The organism is Lysinibacillus sp. LK3 (assembly GCF_001043675.1).
In the GTDB taxonomy this organism is placed as follows: domain Bacteria; phylum Bacillota; class Bacilli; order Bacillales_A; family Planococcaceae; genus Lysinibacillus; species Lysinibacillus capsici.
In genome coordinates this window covers 104,958-125,395 of the sequence record NZ_LDUJ01000022.1, presented here as the reverse complement: position 1 = coordinate 125,395, position 20,438 = coordinate 104,958, and the positions used below count along the sequence as shown (strand labels likewise).

The window sequence follows — 20,438 nt, the reverse complement described above, 5'->3', positions numbered from 1 at the left end:
GTTCGTGTTTGTATGGAATCATACTTAATCCTCCCTTGTGAGATGTGTTTGGGTATGCAAAAAACATTGACGCAAAATATCTTTGCGTATAAAATATTCTTACACTTATTATAATGCAAAATTTCGTTGCATATTTCAAGTAAAAAATTTTTGAGGTGCACATTTTTATGAAAAATTCTGAACCTTTACTACCTTTTTATGAGTTTATTGCAACAAATGTATCCGTTGGTATTCATGCAGTAGACCTATCTGGCAAAACGATTATTTACAATACGAAAATGAAAGAAATTGAAGGATTTCATTTTGATGAACTTGCGGATCGTTCCATTATTGAAATGTTTTCCTTCCGTCAACATGAAAGTACGTTAATGCGTGTTTTACAAACAGGAAAAAAAGAAATTAACGTTAAACAATCCTACTGGAATAAAAATGGTCATGAAATTACAACAATCAATGATACTTTTCCACTTTTTGTTGAAGGCAAACTGATTGGCGCAATCGAATTTGCACGTGATATTACCTCTCTGGAAAAGCTTGTTTATCAACCCCTTCGTCGTTACGATGAACCATTAACATTTGATATGATTAAAGCTGATTCTGAATCCATGAAGCAGGTTATCGACAACGCTAAAAAAGCAGCTGCTGTAAAATTACCAGTATTATTAATTGGCGAATCTGGCACAGGGAAAGACTTAGTAGCAGAGGGCATTCACCACGCCGCTTCACCTGATCCTGATGCCTTTGTGACACTCGTTAGTCGCCGTTCAGCTCAATCGGTGCTTGATAAATTACAGCAATTATTAGAAGAAGATAAAGATTACACCTTCTTCTTCGAACGTATAGATTTTTTAAGCTTAGACATTCAAGAGCAACTTTTGGATATACTACATTCACTTCCACAGTCCAAATATATGCTAATTGGCAGTGTGGGCAGTGATCCCATTACATTGATTGCCGAAAAGAAGCTGTCAAAATCTCTATATTATTTCTTTGCTACAATGGCCATTACCATTCCCAATTTAACGGATCGAAAAGAAGACATTCTTCCATTTGTAGAAGATTATTTTAGTCGACATCGAGAACGATTTGCTTCACAAGTCACTGATCTTGCACCAGATGTACAGGAATTATTTTTACAATATGATTGGCCAGGAAATCTAAAAGAGCTTGAGCTACTACTGGATGAAATTGTTTCATTTATGACAACGGAATCCACTGTTACTTCAGATTTATTACCTTTACATTTCCGCTTCAAAGTGCAGCAGCAAGATACAAATAATCGTGAACCAGAATTTTTTATGTTCCATCAAAATCACAATGTCATGCCACTCGATGCCTATTTGCGTGAAGCCGAATCATATTATGTGCAAAATGTCTTAAATTTATATGAGGGCAATATTACAAAGGCAGCGAATGCACTTGGTATGAGCAGACAAAACCTGCAATATCGAATCCGCAAAATAAAAAAGCAATAGAAAAAACGAGGATACTTTCATTCGAAAGCATCCTCGTTTCTTTATTGACCAGATTGTTCAATCCAGTCCTGCAATTTATCTTTTAAGGAATTAAAACCATTTGCATCCGATTCATCTACACGGTCCTGCAATGATTTACGTGGTGGTACATCTTTTTTTCTTACTGTTGCTGGGCGATCCTGTAGCGCTCTCATCGATAAACTAATTTTTTCGGCCTCTTCATCGATTTCAAGAATCTTGACTTCAACTTCTTGCCCAACAGCTAAAAATTCACTAACGTCCTTCACAAAGCCGTATGTTATTTCCGAAATATGCACAAGGCCTTGCGTATTGTCATCTAGTGCAACAAATGCACCGTATGGTTGAATACCTGTAACTTTTCCGGTCAACACGTCTCCTAATTCATATTTTTTTACCATAACCTTTGCCCACTTTCTTTTGTTTGCTACGTATATATCGCTTAAATTATAACATACGTGTAAAAACGGGGCAAAAAATCATCTCATCAATCCATGATACCAATTATACGGTAAAAACCATCTTCATTTTGAGATAATCTAAACAAAATTTGCTTGCCATACTCTTTTTGATGTTCTTCATCAAGTCGTACAGCCACCATTGGATAAATTCCATTGTATTGCGACATTTGGCTAATTATGGATAATCCTTTTACTTTGTTTAAAAAATCAGACTCTATTTCTACATTTGATAGGATTACTTTCTCTTGCAATGATTCATCTCCAATAGAAATTGCATATAAATAAAGGGATACCATATTTAAAGGACTGAGCTGATTAATAAATGGTTCAGGGTCACTTTTCAAATACTGATCATAAATTCTCTTAATTTGTGCAATCTCTGCATCATCGATGTCTACAATATTAAATTCTTCAACTGCCGTATCTTTCCTAACTTGCAAAATGGCCGCTGAAATATCTTGTATTGACAGCCCTACTAACGTTTCTGAGTTGTTATATTGGTGTAATTCATTTAAAATAGTTGCCGCATTCTTTGTCATTACCTCCCCATACTTTCCATTAGCAACTTTTTGTAAAAAATTCAGGTATTCTTTATTAACGATTCCCTTTTCAGCATACACTTGATAATTAGTGGATCCTTTCATTAGAGCTAACCAAGTATTTTCAAATACTGCCTTTAATTCCTTATAAGTAACATTCGCCGTATTGATATCAAACAACAATGAACGCTCCATAATTTTCAAGGATTCAGCTGTTTCTTCTCGTGTATACCTCAAGCCTTCTTCTCCTACTAAAAATCCTTTTTGTAAAAACTCAAAGTAACCAAAAATATCAGGGTGCATGTATTTTATAGGCTCAAAAGCAAATTCCCCATCGATGGGATTAGCTTTAAAATAATAGGAACCATCCGTATCCAAATGAAGTTCCATATATTGCTTGCTTGCTGTTTCAATGATTGCTTTTAAATCTGATGGATACTGACTACGATCTATCTTTTTCTTGAAAAACTGTTCATAAGGTTCAAGTAAAGAATTAAAATACATTTCTATGTCATTAAGCGATTGCTTATATAAGCTAAAGATTCCGTAAGATTCATTAAAGGATAATGGCCCATATCCTTTGATTGTCTCTAAGGCTCGTCTTGGGGTCATTAAACCGTCTAAAATTTCTTTCTCCATTATTTGCAATTCCCAATCCTCTTCTATCGGACGTTCGTAACTCGTATAGAAGGCCAACATGGAATCTGCATTTTGAATATATGAAAAAGTATTCAGTTCTTCTACTGAAACTTTCAACTCTCTACTTATATCTTCTTTCACTCTCTTATATTTCTTGGTGATTCGCTCTACCCATTTTTCATACGTCCCTATCGTTTTGTCATCATTTTCTTGGGAAATCTGTTTATCACTGTTATTGTATGTTTCAGGCTGTCTAATCATATATGAAGTTCCTAATAAACCCACTAATAACACGCTCGCAATACTTACAAACCAGACAACCGACTTTTGCCATCTTGAGGGGCGCTGATGACCTTTATTGATAATTTCAAAAGATAATTCCTTGGATATATCCTCTTCTTCAATTTGTTTAAAGACAGTATCAGGATCAAGCTTCGCTTCCATTCGTTCATAGGATTTTTTCAGTAGTGCCATACGTTGGTCAAATTGCTTATCATCCATTTTCAACACTCCCATCTTGCATTAATGCTGCCTTTAGCTTTTCCTTCGCTCGTAATAATCGCACTTTCACCGTCGATAACGAAATATTTAAAACTTCAGCGATTTCTTCGTATTTTAATTCGTGGAAATAATACAACACGAGAGGATAACGGTATTTTTCGTCAAGTGCCTGAATAGCACGATGTAGATGCCTGTCCTCTTCAAACAAAAGAACATCCTCTTCAGCAGATGAATGAGTCTTTTGCTGTTGGGCTTGTAGCTTGTCCTCTTTAGCCTGCTGCCGTTGTTCCTTACGATAATAATCACGCGTAGCATTTAATGTGATTTTATAGAGCCACGTGGTAAATCGATCCTGTTTAAATTGGTGTAAAAAGCGATATAGTTTAACAAATACCTCCTGTGAAACATCAGCTAAATCATTTGTATGTACGCCACATTGAAAGGCAAACTTTTCAACGGTTTGTTGATGTATGCGGATAAGCTCGATATAGGCTTCTTTATCTCCTTGCTGCGCCCTTGCTATTAGTTCAACCTCCGTCATAGCTCTCCCCCCTTTTTGATAATGAAACGAAGTATTCTACCTAATTGTTACATAATTTAAATGTCTTTCCTCATATGTCATCTCTCTAAATTTTTACTCCATCAAATGTCTTTCATGCTATCATCAATTTTCTGATATTTGCTTGTGTTATGAGAATATTGAGGTAAAATAATACTTTAGTATAAGGAGGATTTATTTTCGTGTCATCGAGGGATCAATTTACAACAAAAATTGGGTTTATTTTAGCTGCCGCAGGAAGTGCTATAGGTTTAGGAGCCATTTGGAAATTCCCCTATATGGCGGGTACGAATGGCGGTAGTGTCTTTATTTTATTATTTATTTTATGTACTTTCTTTATTGGCTTACCCGTCCTCATTGCTGAGTTCATGATAGGTCGTCGAGGTCAAAAGGATGCCGTCACTTCCTTTAAGGAACAAGCACCAGGAAAGCCATGGTATTTGATTGGCTGGGGCGGTATGGTAATTGCAGGCCTTATCTTATCATTCTACAGCGTTGTTGGTGGATGGATTTTAAGCTACTTAGGTCGTGCCTTTACATTTAAGCTAACGAATGCTGGCTCTGACATCAACTACGCTGATTTATTTGGCGATATTATTTCAAGCCCTTTCGAAGCAGTACTTGTACAGGGACTATTTATGTTATTAACAGTAGTCATTGTGTCAGCAGGTATTAAGGGCGGAATTGAAAAAGCCAGCACATGGATGATGCCTCTCCTCTTTATTTTCTTTATTGTCCTAGTTATTCGCTCTTTAACTTTAGACGGGGCTATGGAAGGCGTTAAATTTATGTTTGTACCTGATTGGTCCTATTTAAATGCTGAAACATTTTTAATGGCCTTAGGACAAGCATTCTTCTCATTAAGTGTAGGTATTGCGGTTATGATTACATATGCTTCCTATTTATCTAAAACAGAGAAGATTGGTAACTCTGCGATTAATGTAGCATCTATGAATATTATTATCTCTTTACTTGCAGGACTTGTTATTTTCCCAGCAGTATTTGCGCTTGGTTATACGCCTGATCAAGGGCCAGGCTTAGTATTCATTATTTTGCCAGCTGTATTCGAGCAGTTACCTCTTGGTGGCTTATTCTTAACTATTTTCTTCATTCTATTGCTTTTTGCTACAGTCACTTCTTCCATTTCCATGTTAGAAATAGTCGTGGCAATCGCTATTGGTGATAAACCAGAAAAACGTAGAAAAATTGCTTGGATTGGTGGAATCGTTATTTTCATCTTTGGTATTCCAAGTGCCCTTTCATTTGGCATATTAGCAGATGTAAAAATAGTAGATCGCTCTATTTTTGACTTTGTTGATTTTATGACTAATAGCATCGGAATGCCGATTGGAGCTTTGTTGATTTCAATTTTTGCAGGTTATTATTATACAAGGGATATTTCACGTAAAGAATTAGCTGCGTCTAGCTTCATGTTTAATATTTGGTACATTTTAATTCGCTACGTCTCCCCACTCGCCATTTTTATTATTTTCATTCAGGGGATTTTGCCTTTATTTAAATAAGTAATAGCCTCATGATGCATTAAAAAAGAGGTTGTCCATTGACAACCCCTTTTTTTATAAGGAATATGCAAAATATTTTAAATAATACATTTCGCTTCAAATTTAATGGCAATTAGTTTGTAAGAAATGGCTACACAATCTTCAAACGGTATCCATTGCTCAAACGAATGCTCATATGTTTCTTGAATAACTTTTGCAAGTGTTGATGGATCATCAATCCCTTGCAATGCTGCAACTACATCTGCTGTTTCTGTATCATAATGGTCTGGACCTAAGTGGAATGGATCCCACTCCTCTAGCAGATGGACAGCTGCTTGATTCATTTTTATATTTTCCAAAATACTCACCTATTATCCTTTGATCATACTCGTATGATACCATAGTAAAAAAAAAAGAAAAGAGTGATTTGCTTGTCTATTTTTGATCAAACTATCAAACGTCGATGTACAAACTCAGTAAAATGGGACGCAATGGAAAAGGTTTATGGCCTAAACGATGCCTCAGATATCTTACCAATGTGGGTAGCCGATATGGATTTTCCTGCTCCAATAGCCGTTTCAAAGGCTTTACAACAACATGCTGAACATACTATTTTTGGCTATAGTTATATGAGTGAAGAAGCGATACAATCCATTGTAGACTGGCAAAGTACTCGCCATGACTGGCACATAGAGAAAGAAGCCATCCTATTCTGTAATGGTGTTGTGGCTGCATTAGCTAACAGCATTGTTGCCCTAACTAACCCTGGGGACAAAGTACTCATTTCACCTCCAGTTTATCCGCCATTCTTTAACATACCAAAAAGTAATGGTCGTGAAGTTGTGAGTTGCCCCTTAATTGAAAAAGACGGATTGTTTGTCTATGATTTTGAAGCCTTCGAGCAATCTTTAGCCCAAGATGTGAAAGCCTACATACTATGTAACCCGCATAATCCAGGAGGCTATGTATGGGATGAAGCTACTTTAAAGGAAATTGTACGACTTTGTGCTAAATATGATGTCATCATTATTTCTGATGAAATCCATGCTGATTTAATGATTAATGGGGATAAACATATTCCTTTAGCTAAAGTTGCAGGTGATGAAATCAATCGCATTGTTACGTGTATGGCTCCTACTAAAACATTTAACTTAGCAGGAATTCAGGTTTCATATATGATCGTAACAGATAAGAAAAAACGCTTGAAGCTTGAGGCCATCAATATGGCAAGTGGTCAAGGCTCATTAAATACATTTGCCTCTGTTGCCCTTCATGCTGCATACACAGAAGGGGCTCCTTGGTTAGATGAATTACTTCCTTATATTTCTGCCAACATGGATTATGTGAAAACGGAGTTAGAGCAGATTCCAGGTATTCGTGTTACGATTCCTCAATCCACTTATTTAATCTGGATTGATTACCGAGAACTAGCGCTTGAAGAGAAGGAGATCATGAACCGCTTACTTGAAATCGGAAAGCTTGCTCTAGAACCAGGGACAAAATACGGAGAAGAAGGTCGTGGCTTCCTACGTATGAATGTTGCTTGTTCATTTGATACTGTGAAAGATGGAGTCGAGCGTTTTAAAAAGGTCTTTGCGCAATAAAATGGTTGAAAGGATATCTCTCTCCTTAGAGCTATCCTTTTTCTATGTTTAAAAACAAAATTTTGTGGAAAAGGTTCTTATCAATCGGATTTATACAGAGGTGATTTTACATGGACATTGTCCCATTAACGATTAAACGTGCTTATATGACATTCCTATTTCCCTTCGCCTATTCCGAAAAAAATCGTCAAAAAATCAGTGATATACTACTAAACGAGGGCTTTTCCTTTTTCACCTTAAACAATACATCTCTTGAAGACGCTTTTTATGGTGATATGACGATTATACATGAGGAACTTGCCCAATTTTTCTATCCTTTTTTGGAGGATAAATTATTTCCAAACGAAATGAATAACCCTGACTTTATTCGTTTTTCGAAAGCTTTTTATACACAAGGCACCTTACATCTGCAAGAAAGTCAAATCAATTATGATTACGAAGTGATGAGTATTGATGTGACATTATGTCCTTTTGGGAATGGAATTATAACAGTCAGAACAAATATTACAGATCAATCGCATGATCTAAGTGATATCTTAAATTTTATCCACTATTTTAGAGTATTAGAGGCTAAACTACGAGAGGAAAAAGGTGCAAGTCATCATTTTTCATTTGGTCATTGTTCTTCTACGAGTGAATTATTATTTAAGTATTTTATACCTTATTTAAAACCCTTTCTATTACATCAACAAGACCATAGCTATGAAGGCTTACCTTTCTTTGAAGATGAGAGAATGTTTGCCTCAGCTTATTTAATTGCAGAGGAAGAAGCTAAAATTATACCTGAGCATTTATTTCGCTTAGGACAAGTAGACGGTAGGACACCTGCTGGCAAACCCTTTATTTCTAGCACTAATCCTTCATATATCTCTAATTATGTACAAGAGCATGCCCATACACGCTGGGCTCCTAACAGTTATATTATCACCTCCTCACAAGCACAAATAACGATTACAAATAGGGCGTTTGCCAAATGTACACATAGCATTCAAGAATTTATGGGTACGCACTATTACAATTTGTTCATTCATTATTTTTATAAAATGATGCTCTTAAAGCTTTCCTATGAGTATAGTGAAATAAAGTGGGGCAAAGATAAACAGATTGTCAATGAACTAATCGAGCTGATTACAAAGTTTTCTGCACGCTATTATTTTGAAGAAGTTATCGTACGAACAGAAGGCAGAGAAATTGCTCAATTGCTACGAAAGTACTTCCGTATAGATGAACATTATGTAGAAACGAAAGAAACATTGAATAGTTTGTATCGAACACAGGAAGATCAATCCGATAATCGAAGTAATAATTTACTATTTATTTTAACAGTTTTTACTGTGGTATCGGGCATTTATGGGATGAACTTAGTCATTGAAGGTTGGAAAGATAGCAGTGATTTCGATAGCATCGGTAGTTATACACTTTTTGAATGGGTAGCCTTTATTACTGCTTTGAGTGGGATTGGCTTGTCACTCGTACTGGTTTGTTTCACTGCCGTCAAGGCCCTGCAAAATACTATCCGACGCTTTAAAAAATGACACAATAAAAAAGAATCTGCTCGCCCTCTGTGGCAAGAAGATTCTTTTTTATTAGATATTCTGTTGATTGTTTGTGTTTTTCTTTTCTGCTAAAATACGTGCTTCAATTTCTTTTGATTTTAATTCTTGTTTCTTAGAAATTTTTCTGAAAAGCGTAAACACGATAATACATAAAATAAGCATAATTAAAAATTCAAATGCTGCTGGAATATAACCTGATTTGTCTTCTGGGAAATATAAAAATTGATACATAAAGTTCTGCATGTTCTACACGTCCTTATACGTATTATTCAAAGACTGTAATTGACTCAATTTTCACATCTTCTAATGGTTTGTCACGGAAATCTTTTTCCACATCTGCAATTTTATCCACAATGTCCATACCTTCTACTACATGACCGAATACTGTGTGTTTATGGTCTAACCAAGGTGTACCACCGTTTTGAGCATAAGCTTCGATGATCTCTTCAGGGAAGCCCGCCCCTTGTAATTGACGAAGCATATCACTTGGAAGGTGCTTCATTTGTACAATAAAGAATTGAGAACCATTTGTGTTTGGTCCTGCATTTGCCATTGAAAGCGCTCCACGTAGGTTAAACAATTGCTCTGAGAACTCATCTTCAAAGGAATTACCCCAAATTGATTCTCCGCCCATACCAGTACCAGTTGGGTCGCCACCTTGAATCATGAAGTCTTGAATAACACGGTGGAAAATAATGCCGTTATAGTAGCCTGATTTAGCATGACCTAAAAAATTCTCAACCGTTTTCGGTGCGTGCTCAGGGAATAATTTAATTTTGATAGCACCTAATGTTGTGTTCATTTCTACAAGCACTTCGCCTGCTTGTACGTCTGTTGTTAACTGTGGAAACATGGAAGTCTCTCCTTTAATGATAAATTTCAGTTTCAATGAAAAAGATGCCCTTGCACCTTTTCTGACCTCATTTTAGTCTAACATACTTCCTACTGGTTTTCTCCCTCTAAGTATTGACGATTTTTGCACTTTTACTATTCATGTTTAAAACTATGTAAATAGGTCTGAGCGAGTATTTGGAATCAATCCAAAATATGTTATTCTGATGAAGGATTTATAGAAAGAGTGGAGGCACACATGAAAAAGGCTTTTGGTTTTTTTATTATCATTTTATCCTTTCCTGCTTTATGGTGGATTAGCACAAACATTAAAACAGAAATCAATATTGCACAAGCACATGAGGAACAAATGACTAATGCAATACATTTACCCGAGGTAGAGGCCCAACTACCTGTTACCCTTATTGATCGAAATGGGCAAACATTTAGTGAGGAATATGTCGAATGGCGGCAGCCACTAAGTTTACAAGAAATTCCACAAATTGCCCAGGAAATATTCATTACCAGTGAGGATGCTGATTTTTATACGCATATTGGCTTTGATTTAAGTGCTATTATTCGTGCAGTTGTAGCCAATTCAAATAGCAACACAACCTCTCAAGGTGGTAGTACAATTACGCAGCAGCTTGTTCGGATGCGTTATTTATCCGAAGAAAAAACATATGAACGGAAATTAACAGAGCTTTTTTATGCCTATGAATTAGAAAAAGAATTTGATAAAGAAGCCATTTTAACGATGTATCTAAATGAGTCCTATTTCAGCAATCAAGTTTATGGCATTGGCGGAGCAGCCACCTATTATTTTCAAAAGCCACTCCAAGAATTATCCATCGCTGAAATAGCTTTCATTGCTGCCATCCCAAATAACCCTTCCCTTTATAATCCTTTAAAGAATTATGATCAAACTAAAGCAAGGCAGGAGCGTTTGTTAGATACCCTTGCAGCAAATGGGGCTATTACAGAGGGAGAGGCAAAAAACTATAAGGCTGATGCCATTACATTAAATGTGAAAGATAAAATTCAAAGTTATCCAATGTATAGCACTTATGTTCTTCAAGAGCTAAAATGGCTTATTGCAGAAAAAGAAGGTTATGCGGATCGACTAAGCTCTACAGATAATGAGGAAGAAAAGAAAAAAATTAAAGCACAATTAGACATTCGACTCAATACATTATTTCAAAATGGACTCATCATTCACACAGCACTTGATCCTACTAAACAGCAACATGATGAGGAAAAAATGTCAGCTATTTTAGGTACTAGCCCATGGCAAGCTGCAGGTGCAGCCATCGAAAACCAATCAAGAGAAATAGTCAGTCTGTATGCAGGAAAGAACTATGAAAAATTTGATTTCCATCGTGCATTCCAAGGAACACGTCAGCCTGGTTCAGCTTTTAAGCCTCTGGCAGTCTATGCACCATTCTTCGAAACAACATCTCATACACCTGATTCGATTGTCAATGGTGGGCGTTATTGTGTGGGCTCGTTTTGCCCACAAAACTATGGGGGCTATACGTATGGTGATGTGTCAATTCGTACTGCTTTTCGACATAGCTATAATACATCTGCACTTCGTCTCTTTCAAACCGTTGGCGTCGAGACAGCCTTTCATTACCTTAATCGCTTTCACTTCCGCTCGATTGTAGAGAAAGATTATAATTATGCTGCATCATTAGGAGGACTAACCTATGGTGTAACAGCATTAGAACTAGCAGATGCTTATACTAGCTTTATTGATGGCTCTTATGTACTTGCACATAGTATTCGAAAAGTCACAGCATTAGATGGAACAGAGCTTTATAGTTGGGATACACAGCGTGATCAAATTTGGTCTCCTAAAACAGTAAAATACATGCGTGAACTCCTTGCAGATGTTGTAGCAAACGGTACGGGTCAAGGTGTCTATAGTAATAGCAGCTACGTTGGTGCAAAAACAGGGACAACGAATGACTATCGTGACTACTGGCTTGCTGGACTCAATAATGAATATACTGCTGCTGTATGGCTAGGGTATGATAAACCTCAATCGATGCAGCAATTAGAAGAGTACAAAATTCATCACCAATTATTTAACGTGTTGCTTGAGTAGTGAAACATGCAAAAGGTAGTAGTCGCTAAGACTACTACCTTTTTAAAGTGTAAAAAAACAAAACCATCAATTAAATTTTTATTAAAGATGTAAATGGTTTTCCGTTACAGGCTATTTGCTTTCCTGTGGACGAGCGCCGAGCCGCTTCCTCCGCTCCGTACAGGGGCTCGCCTGTCTCACTATCCATGGGATTTAACGTCACAGAGGAGACCCTGGAGCGAATGAAATGAGTGAAGCGGCTCATCAACGCCCCCTGGAAAGGACGCTGGCGGAACGGAAATCAACCCCTCGCCTTTCAAACTCTCTTTTTCTGCTATTAACATCACCATTTTAATAGTATGTATTAATTTGCAAACGGCAAACTTGCCAAAATGCCATTATATAGCTTTAATACGACATAAATAACTAATGTTAAAAGAATCGTCCACATAAAAAGCTCAAAGATTAATAGACCGATTGTGCCGCCCATTGATATAAAATGACTCATTTTATAAATCAGATAAATAAAGTAGGTAAATATCGTTATGACGAAAATACCTATTAAAACATAAATAAATTGGATGGCAAATGCAGAACACATAGCACCTACAAATAAGATAATATAGCCACCTCGAGCCTGACTAACTGTGGCTCCTTCGTTGTCCTTTGAAAAGAACAGCATTCCTACTTCATGAATGGTTTCGCCTACTAGTTTAAGGGCAGAAAATAACATAAAAAAAACAATGGCAAAGACGATGAGAAGAAATACACGTAACTCAAAATCTGATAAAAACTCTCGCATTCCTGAATACACACCGATAGCTTGAAAAATCTGTAAAGATTTACCAACAGCATACATCCCAAATGTCAAACTAAACAATAAAATTGTAATTAATGGTAGATAACCATAGATATATGGGTTCTTCATAAAAAATTTTTTTCCTCTATTTTTATTGATAACTTCCTATTTATAATATAACGAAAATTCTCCAACGACCGCAAGCTAAATCCCAATAGTACATATGCATTCCCAATTAAAGTACGTTATAATTGATTTACTTACCTGCATAAAGGAGGGTTTTTTTGTTACAAGTACTTTATATTTTTATTCCAATGCTTGTTGCAATATTAGTGCCATTATTATATAAACGCATGAATAATATTCACACAGGTTGGTTTGTTCTGGCTGTACCTGTTACGCTTGCTGTTATTTATACAACATATATTGCTCAAGTTGCTAAAGGTGAAGTATTTACTGCAGAGCTACCTTGGATTCCATCGCTTGATATTTCCATCATCTCATATTTAGATGGACTTAGCTTATTATTCTCATTACTCATTACTGGAATTGGCTCGTTAGTTGTGCTTTACTCCATTTTTTACTTAGATAAACATAAAGAAAAATTACATAACTTTTATGTTTACTTACTGTTATTTATGTCAGCCATGCTGGGAGTAGTACAGTCAGATCATTTAATTACTCTCTATTTCTTCTGGGAGCTAACATCCATATCATCATTTTTACTCATCGGCTATTGGTATAATCGGGATGCCTCACGCTTCGGTGCATTAAAGTCTATGATGATTACAGTTGGCGGCGGTTTAATGATGTTAGGTGGCTTCGTTCTTCTTTATTTAATGGGAGGAACCTACTCGATTCGAGAATTGATAGTCATGGCACCAAATTTAGTAGACCAACCTTTATTCACTTGGTCACTTGTCCTATTACTCTTGGGAGCATTTACAAAATCCGCGCAATTCCCATTCTACATTTGGTTACCAGAGGCCATGGAGGCGCCAACACCAGTAAGTGCATACCTTCACTCAGCTACAATGGTCAAAGCAGGTATCTATTTAGTTGCACGATTTACGCCGATATTTGCAGCCTCTGAACTTTGGGTGTGGCTTGTAACAGGTGTAGGTATCTTAACTTTATTCTGGGGTTCCTTCTTTGCAGTGAAGCAAACTGATTTAAAAGGTATTCTAGCATTCTCTACAGTCAGTCAGCTTGGACTTATTATGTCACTACTCGGGGCAAGTGCTGTTGCTTTTCATGCAAATGGCTCAATCGATACCATAAAATTTGCTGCATTTGCTGCCATTTTCCACCTTATTAATCATGCAACATTTAAAGGCAGTCTCTTCATGATTGCAGGCATTGTGGATCATGAAACTGGAACTCGAGATATTCGTAAACTCGGTGGTTTAATGAGTATTATGCCAATTAGTTTTACTGTGGCTGCAATAGGAAGTTTATCAATGGCTGGTCTTCCACCATTTAATGGGTTCTTAAGTAAAGAAATGTTTTTAACAGCCATGCTTGCACTTCAAAAGTTTGAATTCTTCGGCTTTGAAACATGGGGAGCACTCTTCCCTATTGTTGCGTGGATTGCTAGTATTTTTACATTTATCTATAGTTTCTATTTTGTTTTCCGAACATTTAATGGGAATTACAAACCAGAGCAGTTACCTCATAAACCACATGAGGCGCCGATTGGTATGCTAATTTCTCCTATTCTTTTAGCAACTTTAGTTGTGACAATCTTCTTTATTCCAAACTTTATCGGTAATACCTTTGTAAAACCAGCCGTTCAAGCAATACAGCCATTTTTGTATGATTCACCTCAAGCTGTTGATATTCATGTATCTGCTTGGCATGGCATCACCCCAGAGTTACTGATGACCATTGGAATTATAATAGTTGGGGTATTGTTATTTGTTGCCTTACCAAAATGGCAAGGGATGTATCAACGATTCCCGCAAGCGTTAACATTAAACAATGCCTATGACAAAATCATGCAGGGATTAGATATTGGCTTAAATCGTATTTCCCGACGCTATATGACAGGTTCTATGCGTCACTATTTACTCTATATGTTTAGCGGAATAACTATTATTGTTATCGGCTCTCTATTCGTGAAAGATGCATTTAGTATTTCATTCCAAGGAGCCTCACCAATTAATTTGTATGAAATTATCTTGATCGTAGTTTTATTAATTGGTACTGCCATCACCATCTTGGCCAAATCACGTTTAACAGCCATTATTGGGCTTGGTACTGTAGGCTATACAGTAGCCTTATTCTTTGTCATTTTTAACGCACCTGATTTAGCGCTGACACAGCTCGTTATAGAAACGATTTCAGTAGCACTATTTTTATTAGCATTTTACCATTTACCTAAGCTTGGTAAACGCGAGGAGCGAATGAGGTTCCAGTTAAATCGTGCCATTGTTTCCATTGCAGTTGGTGTGATGGTAACACTTGTTGCGCTATCAGCTCATTCTCAAAAACTAATTCCCTCTATTGCTAAGTACTACGAGGAAACCGTCTATTCTTTAGCTGGTGGTGGAAATATTGTAAACGTAATTTTAGTAGACTATCGAGGTTTCGATACATTGTTTGAAATTACAGTACTCGGTATAGCTGGCATGGCCATCTTAGCTATGATTAAGTTACGTATGAATAGAAAGGAGAACACTCATGAAAACAAATGATGTGATAATACAATTTACAGCTAAAATTGTATTTTTCATTATTTTCTTCTTCTCCATTCATATTTTTTTAGCTGGTCACTATACACCTGGTGGAGGCTTTGTTGGAGGGCTGTTAACATCAAGTGCACTTGTTCTTTTAGTGTTAGCCTATGATATCAACACAGTCCGCCATATACTACCTATTAATTACACATATTTAACAGCCATTGGCTTACTATTAGCCCTTGCTACTGCGGCATACCCAATGTTTGTGGGCAAACCGTTTTTCACACATTTCTTTGATTATTTCGATTTACCGCTTCTAGGCAAACAGTCATTACACACGGCTATGCTTTTTGATAGCGGGGTCTATTTGGTTGTTGTCGGCGTTACGATGACCATTATTCAAACGATTGGAGAGGATGAATAATGGAAATAATTATGGCCTTTGTGATCGGCTTTCTTTTTATGGCAGCGGTCTATTTAATCTTATCAAAAAGTTTATTGCGCATTATTATTGGAACAGGTCTGTTAAGTCATGGTGCTCATCTACTCATCTTAACAATGGGTGGTCTTGGTGGTGAAGCTCCACCTGTCTTAAACGAAGGAGCCAAAACATTTGCTGATCCCTTACCCCAAGCACTTATTTTAACTGCAATTGTTATAAGCTTTGGGGTGACAGCATTCTTCCTTGTACTTGCCTACCGTTCCTATCAAGAGCTTAACACGGATGATATTAGCTTAATGAGAGGAAGTGATGAGGATGAATAACTTCCTACTATTACCCATTATCATCCCGTTTTTCTTCGGTATGATTTTAATGTTTGGACAAAAAAATCTAACTTATCAGCGATCATTTTCATTACTTGGGATTGGACTAGCCCTCCTCTCTGCCCTTTCACTGCTTTTAACAGTGAAAGAAGATGGTATTCAAAAGGTCACATTTGGAAATTGGCCTGTTCCTTACGGTATTACAATGGTATCTGATATGGTGTCTGCATTGCTCGTTACAACGACATTGCTTATTGCACTATTTGTTGTTTGGTATGGCTTCGGTTCTATCACGAAGGAACGCGAACGCTTCTTTTATTACCCTGGTATTATGTTTATTTTAACTGGGGTCAATGGTGCCTTTACAACAGGTGATATTTTTAACTTATTTGTGTTCTTTGAAGTATTGTTAATGGCTTCCTATTTACTCATCGTTTTAGGTGGTGAGAAGGGGCAACTGAAAGGGTCAATTAAATATATTTTAATTAATGTTATTTCTTCGGCATTATTTGTTATAACCGTGGCCTATTTATATTCTGTAGTAGGGACATTAAATATGGCTGATATTGCGGTAAAAATTGCTGAAATTAATCAACCAGGGATTATTACTGTTATTGCCGTACTATTTTTAATGGTATTTGGACTAAAAGCAGCTATTTTCCCATTATACTTTTGGCTTCCTACTTCGTATGCAGCAGCCCCGATCCCTGTCTTAACTCTATTTGGCGCTCTGCTCACAAAGGTTGGGGTCTATGCCATTACACGTACCTACACACTATTTTTTGTACATGATTTATCCTATACGCATGATTTACTAATGGCATTAGCTATTGCAACAATTGTGGCTGGTTGTATTGGAGCACTCGCTTATTTTGATGTAAAGCTCATTATTATCTATAACATTGTCATTGCAGTAGGTGTCATTTTATTTGGTGTCTCTCAAATGAATGAGGCCTCTTTAAAAGGAGCGATGTTTTATTTAATTCACGATATGCTGATTAAGGCAGCACTCTTTATGTTAATCGGCATTGTCATCTACATTACTGGTACATCTGACTTGCGTAAAATGGGTGGACTTATGAAAAAATACCCTGCACTGGGTTGGTGTTATTTAATAGCAGCTTTCGGCTTAGCTGGAATTCCACCACTTAGCGGGTTTGTTGGAAAGCTGTTAATTGTTCAGGGAGGCTTTGAGGCTGGCAGTATATGGAGCAGTATTTTCATTTTAGCATCTTCACTGCTTGTTCTACTATCCGTGATTCGTATTTTCCTCTATGCCTTTTGGGGTGAGGAAAAAGAAACACAAGGTACCGTCGACAAATCTACCTATAAAATGCTGTTTATGCCTACTGCCTTGTTAGTACTTATTACGGTCGCATATGGTGTGGGTTCTGAATGGATTACGCCATTTATGGATGATGCTGCAAAACTATTAAATGATCCATCTATCTATATAGATGCTGTGATGAAGGAGGATTAGCACTATGGCATTTCAAATGATTTTAAATTTTGTACTTGCCTTTGTCTGGATGTTCCTTTCCTCTAATTACACAGCAACTGGTTTTATCATAGGATTCATGATGGGGATACTTTTACTTATTCTCATGCGGAGGTTTTTCAAGTCCCGTCTTTATGTCTATCGATTATGGGCCCTGCTAAAATTAACGTTGTTGTTCTTTAAAGAATTAATTTTAGCAAATGTTCAAGTGTTAAAAGTAGTGTTGAAGCCTAAACTGGACATGCAACCAGCCTTTTTTGCTTATCCAACTGTTTTAACACAAGACTGGGAAATTACGTTATTATCAAGTCTTATTACTTTAACGCCAGGAACAGTTGTAGTGCATGTTTCGGATGATGCGAAAACTTTGTATGTACATGCAATTGATATTAACGATGTGGATGAAGCCATTGCTTCCATTCGAGATTCATTTGAAAAAGCGATTTTGGAGGTGAGTAAATCATGACAACATTTATTATTGCTGTAATCGTAGTGATTTGCTTATCTATGATAGCGGTCATTTATCGAATGGTAAAAGGTCCTTCCGCATCCGATCGTGTTGTAGCTTTGGATTCACTTGGTGTTTCACTCATTTCCCTAATCGGACTATTTTCGATTTTAGTGGAAACAAGCTTCTTTCTTGAAATCATTTTATTGCTAGCAATTTTATCGTTTATCGGTACGATGGCTTTCTCTAAATTCATAGAGAAAGGAGATATCATCAAACGTGACAATTCTCGCTAATAGTTTAGTTATCTTTTTCATTACTGTTGGAGTACTCTTTATTGTCGTGACAGCTATTGGACTTGTCCGCTTACCTGATTTGTATACACGTGCACATGCCGCGTCAAAAAGTGCAACACTTGGCGTCATGTGTGTACTAATTGGTGTATTCTTTCACTTTTGGCTCATTGAAGATCATTTCAACCCTCGTATTTTATTGGGGATACTCTTTCTCTTTATTACTGGTCCTGTTGGCGGACACATTATGACACGTTCTTCCTATATTGCTGGTGTTAAGCCTTGGAAAGGTACCGTACGTGATGAACTAGGTCCTGAAATTGACAGAATGAAAAAGGAACAAGGTGTAAAATAAACGTAAAAATCTGCCCGATTACTAAATCGAGCAGATTTTTTTAGTTAAATATATCCCTTGGCAGTTAAAATATTTGTCAGTTGCTCCACACATTCTTCAATGGAATGCTGTTCTGTATCCAAAATAACTTCTGGGTTAATCGGTTCTTCATATGGAGCGCTAATCCCTGTAAAATTAGCAATTTCAGCATTCCTTGCTTTTTTATACAAACCTTTAGGATCTCTTTTTTCACATGTTTCTACTGAACACTTTACAAAGACCTCTAAAAATTCACCATCCTCTACAAGTTCACGGACTACCTGACGATCTTCTCGATAAGGTGAAATAAAAGCCGTTAGCACAATTTGACCGCTCTCTATAAATAACTTTGAGACTTCACCTATTCGACGAATATTTTCTTTGCGCCCTGCCTCATCGAATCCTAAGTCACTATTTAAGCCATGACGCACATTATCACCATCTAATACGAAGGCTTGATTGCTCCTTTCAAATAATCGACGGGCAAATGCATTAGCCACTGATGATTTCCCTGAAGCAGATAAACCCGTAAACCATAAAATAAAGCTTTGATGTTTATTTTTTGAACGGCGTTCTTCTTTTGTAATGGAGGCTTCATGCCAAACAATGTTTGAACTCATTTCACTACCTCCTTACTCATGCCTTTAATTAAAATGTCTACGACTTCTTTACGACTGAATGTACTTGGTGGTACTTCTCCATTTCGTAGCATCTCACGTACCTTCGTTCCTGATAGAATGACATGGGCAGAGCTATCATGTGGACACGTCTTTGTCGTCGCCATGCCTTCACATTGCTGGCAATAAAAGCTATGCTCAAATTTCAGTGGGACAATTCCCAATTCATCTTCAGTAAACTGTTCAAAAATCTTTTGTGCATCATATGTGCCATAATAATCACCAACACCTGCATGATCTCGACCAACAATAAAATGAGTACAGCCATAATTTTTTCTAACAAGTGCATGGAAAATAGCTTCCTTTGGTCCTGCATACCGCATAGCGGCTGGAAAAATACCTAATTGTACACGACTTTCAGGATAATAGTTTTTTAATAAAACCTCATAGCTCTCCATACGTATAGCAGCTGACACATCATCTGACTTTGTTTCACCCACAAGTGGATTTAGAAATAACCCATCAATCGTTTCAAGTGCTGCCTTTTGAATATATTCATGCGCCCTATGGACTGGATTACGTGTTTGGAAGCCAACAATAGTTTTCCATCCCTTGTCAGCAAATAATTGTCGCGTTTCTATTGGATCAAATGAATAAGCAGGGAACTTTTGTGTAAGACGTTTAATTAACGTAATTTTCCCTCCAACATAAATGGCAGGACGATCAAAAAGCTTTTGAACGCCCGGATGTGCTAAATCCTCTGTTCCATAGACAAGTAAAGCCTCTTTTCGTTTATTCGGCTCATAAATATCTGCTACTTCAATAACGCCATATACTTCATCACCATAAACCAGCTTCACCTCGTCACCAGGCTGTAAAATGGACGCTTTCTCTTTTGTAACAGGTAAGGTAATCGGAATACTCCATACTACACCTGATGCTAAACGACTTTGTGCCACGACTGACTCATAGTCTACTTGTGTTAAAAAACCTTCAATTGGGCTATACCCCCCTATAGCAATTAGCTCTAAATCACTCAACGAAATTGCATCCAACTCAATTTCCTTATGAATAGTTGTGATTTTTTTTTCCGGATTAAATGCTTGCACAAGTAGTCCACCATGTGGTTGTAGACTCATAAAAATCTCCTCCTAATTCTAGTTAAATACTAAGTTTTGTAGTCAAAAGAT

Annotated in this window: 21 protein-coding genes; 12 read left to right on the top strand and 9 right to left on the bottom strand. The window is 36.9% G+C overall.

What is annotated here, in order from left to right:
• The first annotated feature begins 167 nt into the window (after positions 1–167).
• Positions 168–1,475, top strand: a complete 1,308-nt coding sequence (locus VK91_RS16980) for a sigma-54-dependent Fis family transcriptional regulator (RefSeq protein WP_048394476.1) — start codon at positions 168–170, stop codon at positions 1,473–1,475.
• A 41-nt stretch (positions 1,476–1,516) separates the two neighbouring features.
• Here VK91_RS16980 and yugI read toward each other — a convergent pair whose 3' ends face one another.
• The 3 genes from yugI to VK91_RS16965 all read right to left on the bottom strand — a co-directional run bounded on the left by yugI (position 1,517) and on the right by VK91_RS16965 (position 4,174).
• The gene (gene yugI, locus VK91_RS16975) at positions 1,517–1,894 is read right to left on the bottom strand and encodes a S1 domain-containing post-transcriptional regulator GSP13 (RefSeq protein WP_048394473.1); all 378 of its coding nucleotides are present in this window, start codon (positions 1,892–1,894) and stop codon (positions 1,517–1,519) included.
• Positions 1,895–1,980: 86 nt separating this feature from the next.
• The gene (locus VK91_RS16970) at positions 1,981–3,633 is read right to left on the bottom strand and encodes a hypothetical protein (protein WP_048394471.1); all 1,653 of its coding nucleotides are present in this window, start codon (positions 3,631–3,633) and stop codon (positions 1,981–1,983) included.
• Complete coding sequence (locus VK91_RS16965; RefSeq protein WP_048394469.1) at positions 3,626–4,174, bottom strand: RNA polymerase sigma factor; 549 nt, start codon at positions 4,172–4,174, stop codon at positions 3,626–3,628. The genes VK91_RS16970 and VK91_RS16965 overlap by 8 nt, the downstream gene beginning before the upstream one ends.
• Before the next feature lie 200 nt (positions 4,175–4,374).
• On the opposite strand from VK91_RS16965, the gene VK91_RS16960 reads away from it, so the two are divergent.
• Positions 4,375–5,715 (top strand): sodium-dependent transporter, encoded by a 1,341-nt coding sequence (locus VK91_RS16960; protein WP_048394467.1) that lies wholly within the window; start codon positions 4,375–4,377, stop codon positions 5,713–5,715.
• Positions 5,716–5,792: 77 nt separating this feature from the next.
• On the opposite strand, the gene VK91_RS16955 is transcribed toward VK91_RS16960, so the two are convergent.
• Complete coding sequence (locus VK91_RS16955) at positions 5,793–6,053, bottom strand: DUF1871 family protein (protein WP_004228396.1); 261 nt, start codon at positions 6,051–6,053, stop codon at positions 5,793–5,795.
• A gap of 72 nt (positions 6,054–6,125) precedes the next feature.
• Here VK91_RS16955 and VK91_RS16950 point away from each other — a divergent pair, with 72 nt between their 5' ends.
• Together VK91_RS16950 and VK91_RS16945 are read left to right on the top strand one after the other, a co-directional pair.
• Positions 6,126–7,298, top strand: a complete 1,173-nt coding sequence (locus VK91_RS16950; RefSeq protein ID WP_048394465.1) for a MalY/PatB family protein — start codon at positions 6,126–6,128, stop codon at positions 7,296–7,298.
• A 110-nt stretch (positions 7,299–7,408) separates the two neighbouring features.
• Positions 7,409–8,833: a hypothetical protein gene (locus tag VK91_RS16945; protein ID WP_048394463.1), complete on the top strand. Its 1,425-nt coding sequence runs from the start codon at positions 7,409–7,411 to the stop codon at positions 8,831–8,833.
• A 51-nt stretch (positions 8,834–8,884) separates the two neighbouring features.
• Here the strand turns inward: VK91_RS16945 and VK91_RS16940 are convergent, their stop codons facing one another.
• Together VK91_RS16940 and VK91_RS16935 are read right to left on the bottom strand one after the other, a co-directional pair.
• The gene (locus VK91_RS16940) at positions 8,885–9,097 is read right to left on the bottom strand and encodes a hypothetical protein (RefSeq protein WP_004228391.1); all 213 of its coding nucleotides are present in this window, start codon (positions 9,095–9,097) and stop codon (positions 8,885–8,887) included.
• Between the two features lie 22 nt (positions 9,098–9,119).
• Positions 9,120–9,707: a peptidylprolyl isomerase gene (locus VK91_RS16935; RefSeq protein WP_004228389.1), complete on the bottom strand. Its 588-nt coding sequence runs from the start codon at positions 9,705–9,707 to the stop codon at positions 9,120–9,122.
• A gap of 237 nt (positions 9,708–9,944) precedes the next feature.
• On the opposite strand from VK91_RS16935, the gene VK91_RS16930 reads away from it, so the two are divergent.
• The gene (locus tag VK91_RS16930) at positions 9,945–11,795 is read left to right on the top strand and encodes a transglycosylase domain-containing protein (protein ID WP_048394461.1); all 1,851 of its coding nucleotides are present in this window, start codon (positions 9,945–9,947) and stop codon (positions 11,793–11,795) included.
• Between the two features lie 343 nt (positions 11,796–12,138).
• On the opposite strand, the gene VK91_RS16925 is transcribed toward VK91_RS16930, so the two are convergent.
• Entirely contained in the window at positions 12,139–12,702 is a 564-nt protein-coding gene (locus tag VK91_RS16925; RefSeq protein WP_048394459.1) for a DUF5366 family protein, read from the bottom strand.
• Positions 12,703–12,857: 155 nt separating this feature from the next.
• Between VK91_RS16925 and VK91_RS16920 the strand changes: the two genes are divergently transcribed.
• The 7 genes from VK91_RS16920 to mnhG are packed head-to-tail and all read left to right on the top strand — an operon-like array spanning position 12,858 to position 18,613.
• A complete protein-coding gene (locus VK91_RS16920; protein ID WP_082148168.1) occupies positions 12,858–15,269 on the top strand; it encodes a Na+/H+ antiporter subunit A in 2,412 nt (803 codons plus the stop codon).
• Positions 15,256–15,678 (top strand): Na(+)/H(+) antiporter subunit B, encoded by a 423-nt coding sequence (locus tag VK91_RS16915; protein WP_004228380.1) that lies wholly within the window; start codon positions 15,256–15,258, stop codon positions 15,676–15,678. Before VK91_RS16920 ends, VK91_RS16915 begins: the two co-directional genes overlap by 14 nt.
• Positions 15,678–16,019 carry a Na(+)/H(+) antiporter subunit C gene (locus VK91_RS16910; protein ID WP_004228379.1) on the top strand — a complete coding sequence of 114 codons (342 nt, stop codon included), beginning with the start codon at positions 15,678–15,680 and terminating at the stop codon, positions 16,017–16,019. The genes VK91_RS16915 and VK91_RS16910 overlap by 1 nt, the downstream gene beginning before the upstream one ends.
• Positions 16,012–17,499, top strand: a complete 1,488-nt coding sequence (locus VK91_RS16905) for a Na+/H+ antiporter subunit D (protein ID WP_048394457.1) — start codon at positions 16,012–16,014, stop codon at positions 17,497–17,499. Before VK91_RS16910 ends, VK91_RS16905 begins: the two co-directional genes overlap by 8 nt.
• Before the next feature lie 4 nt (positions 17,500–17,503).
• Positions 17,504–17,983 (top strand): Na+/H+ antiporter subunit E, encoded by a 480-nt coding sequence (locus tag VK91_RS16900; RefSeq protein ID WP_048394455.1) that lies wholly within the window; start codon positions 17,504–17,506, stop codon positions 17,981–17,983.
• Positions 17,980–18,261 (top strand): Na(+)/H(+) antiporter subunit F1, encoded by a 282-nt coding sequence (locus tag VK91_RS16895; RefSeq protein WP_004228375.1) that lies wholly within the window; start codon positions 17,980–17,982, stop codon positions 18,259–18,261. The genes VK91_RS16900 and VK91_RS16895 overlap by 4 nt, the downstream gene beginning before the upstream one ends.
• Positions 18,245–18,613: a monovalent cation/H(+) antiporter subunit G gene (mnhG, locus tag VK91_RS16890; protein WP_004228373.1), complete on the top strand. Its 369-nt coding sequence runs from the start codon at positions 18,245–18,247 to the stop codon at positions 18,611–18,613. Before VK91_RS16895 ends, mnhG begins: the two co-directional genes overlap by 17 nt.
• A gap of 44 nt (positions 18,614–18,657) precedes the next feature.
• On the opposite strand, the gene cysC is transcribed toward mnhG, so the two are convergent.
• Both cysC and sat read right to left on the bottom strand, forming a co-directional pair.
• A complete protein-coding gene (gene cysC / locus VK91_RS16885) occupies positions 18,658–19,251 on the bottom strand; it encodes an adenylyl-sulfate kinase (RefSeq protein ID WP_048394453.1) in 594 nt (197 codons plus the stop codon).
• Complete coding sequence (sat, locus tag VK91_RS16880; RefSeq protein ID WP_048394451.1) at positions 19,248–20,387, bottom strand: sulfate adenylyltransferase; 1,140 nt, start codon at positions 20,385–20,387, stop codon at positions 19,248–19,250. The genes cysC and sat overlap by 4 nt, the downstream gene beginning before the upstream one ends.
• Between the last annotated feature and the right edge of the window lie 51 nt (positions 20,388–20,438).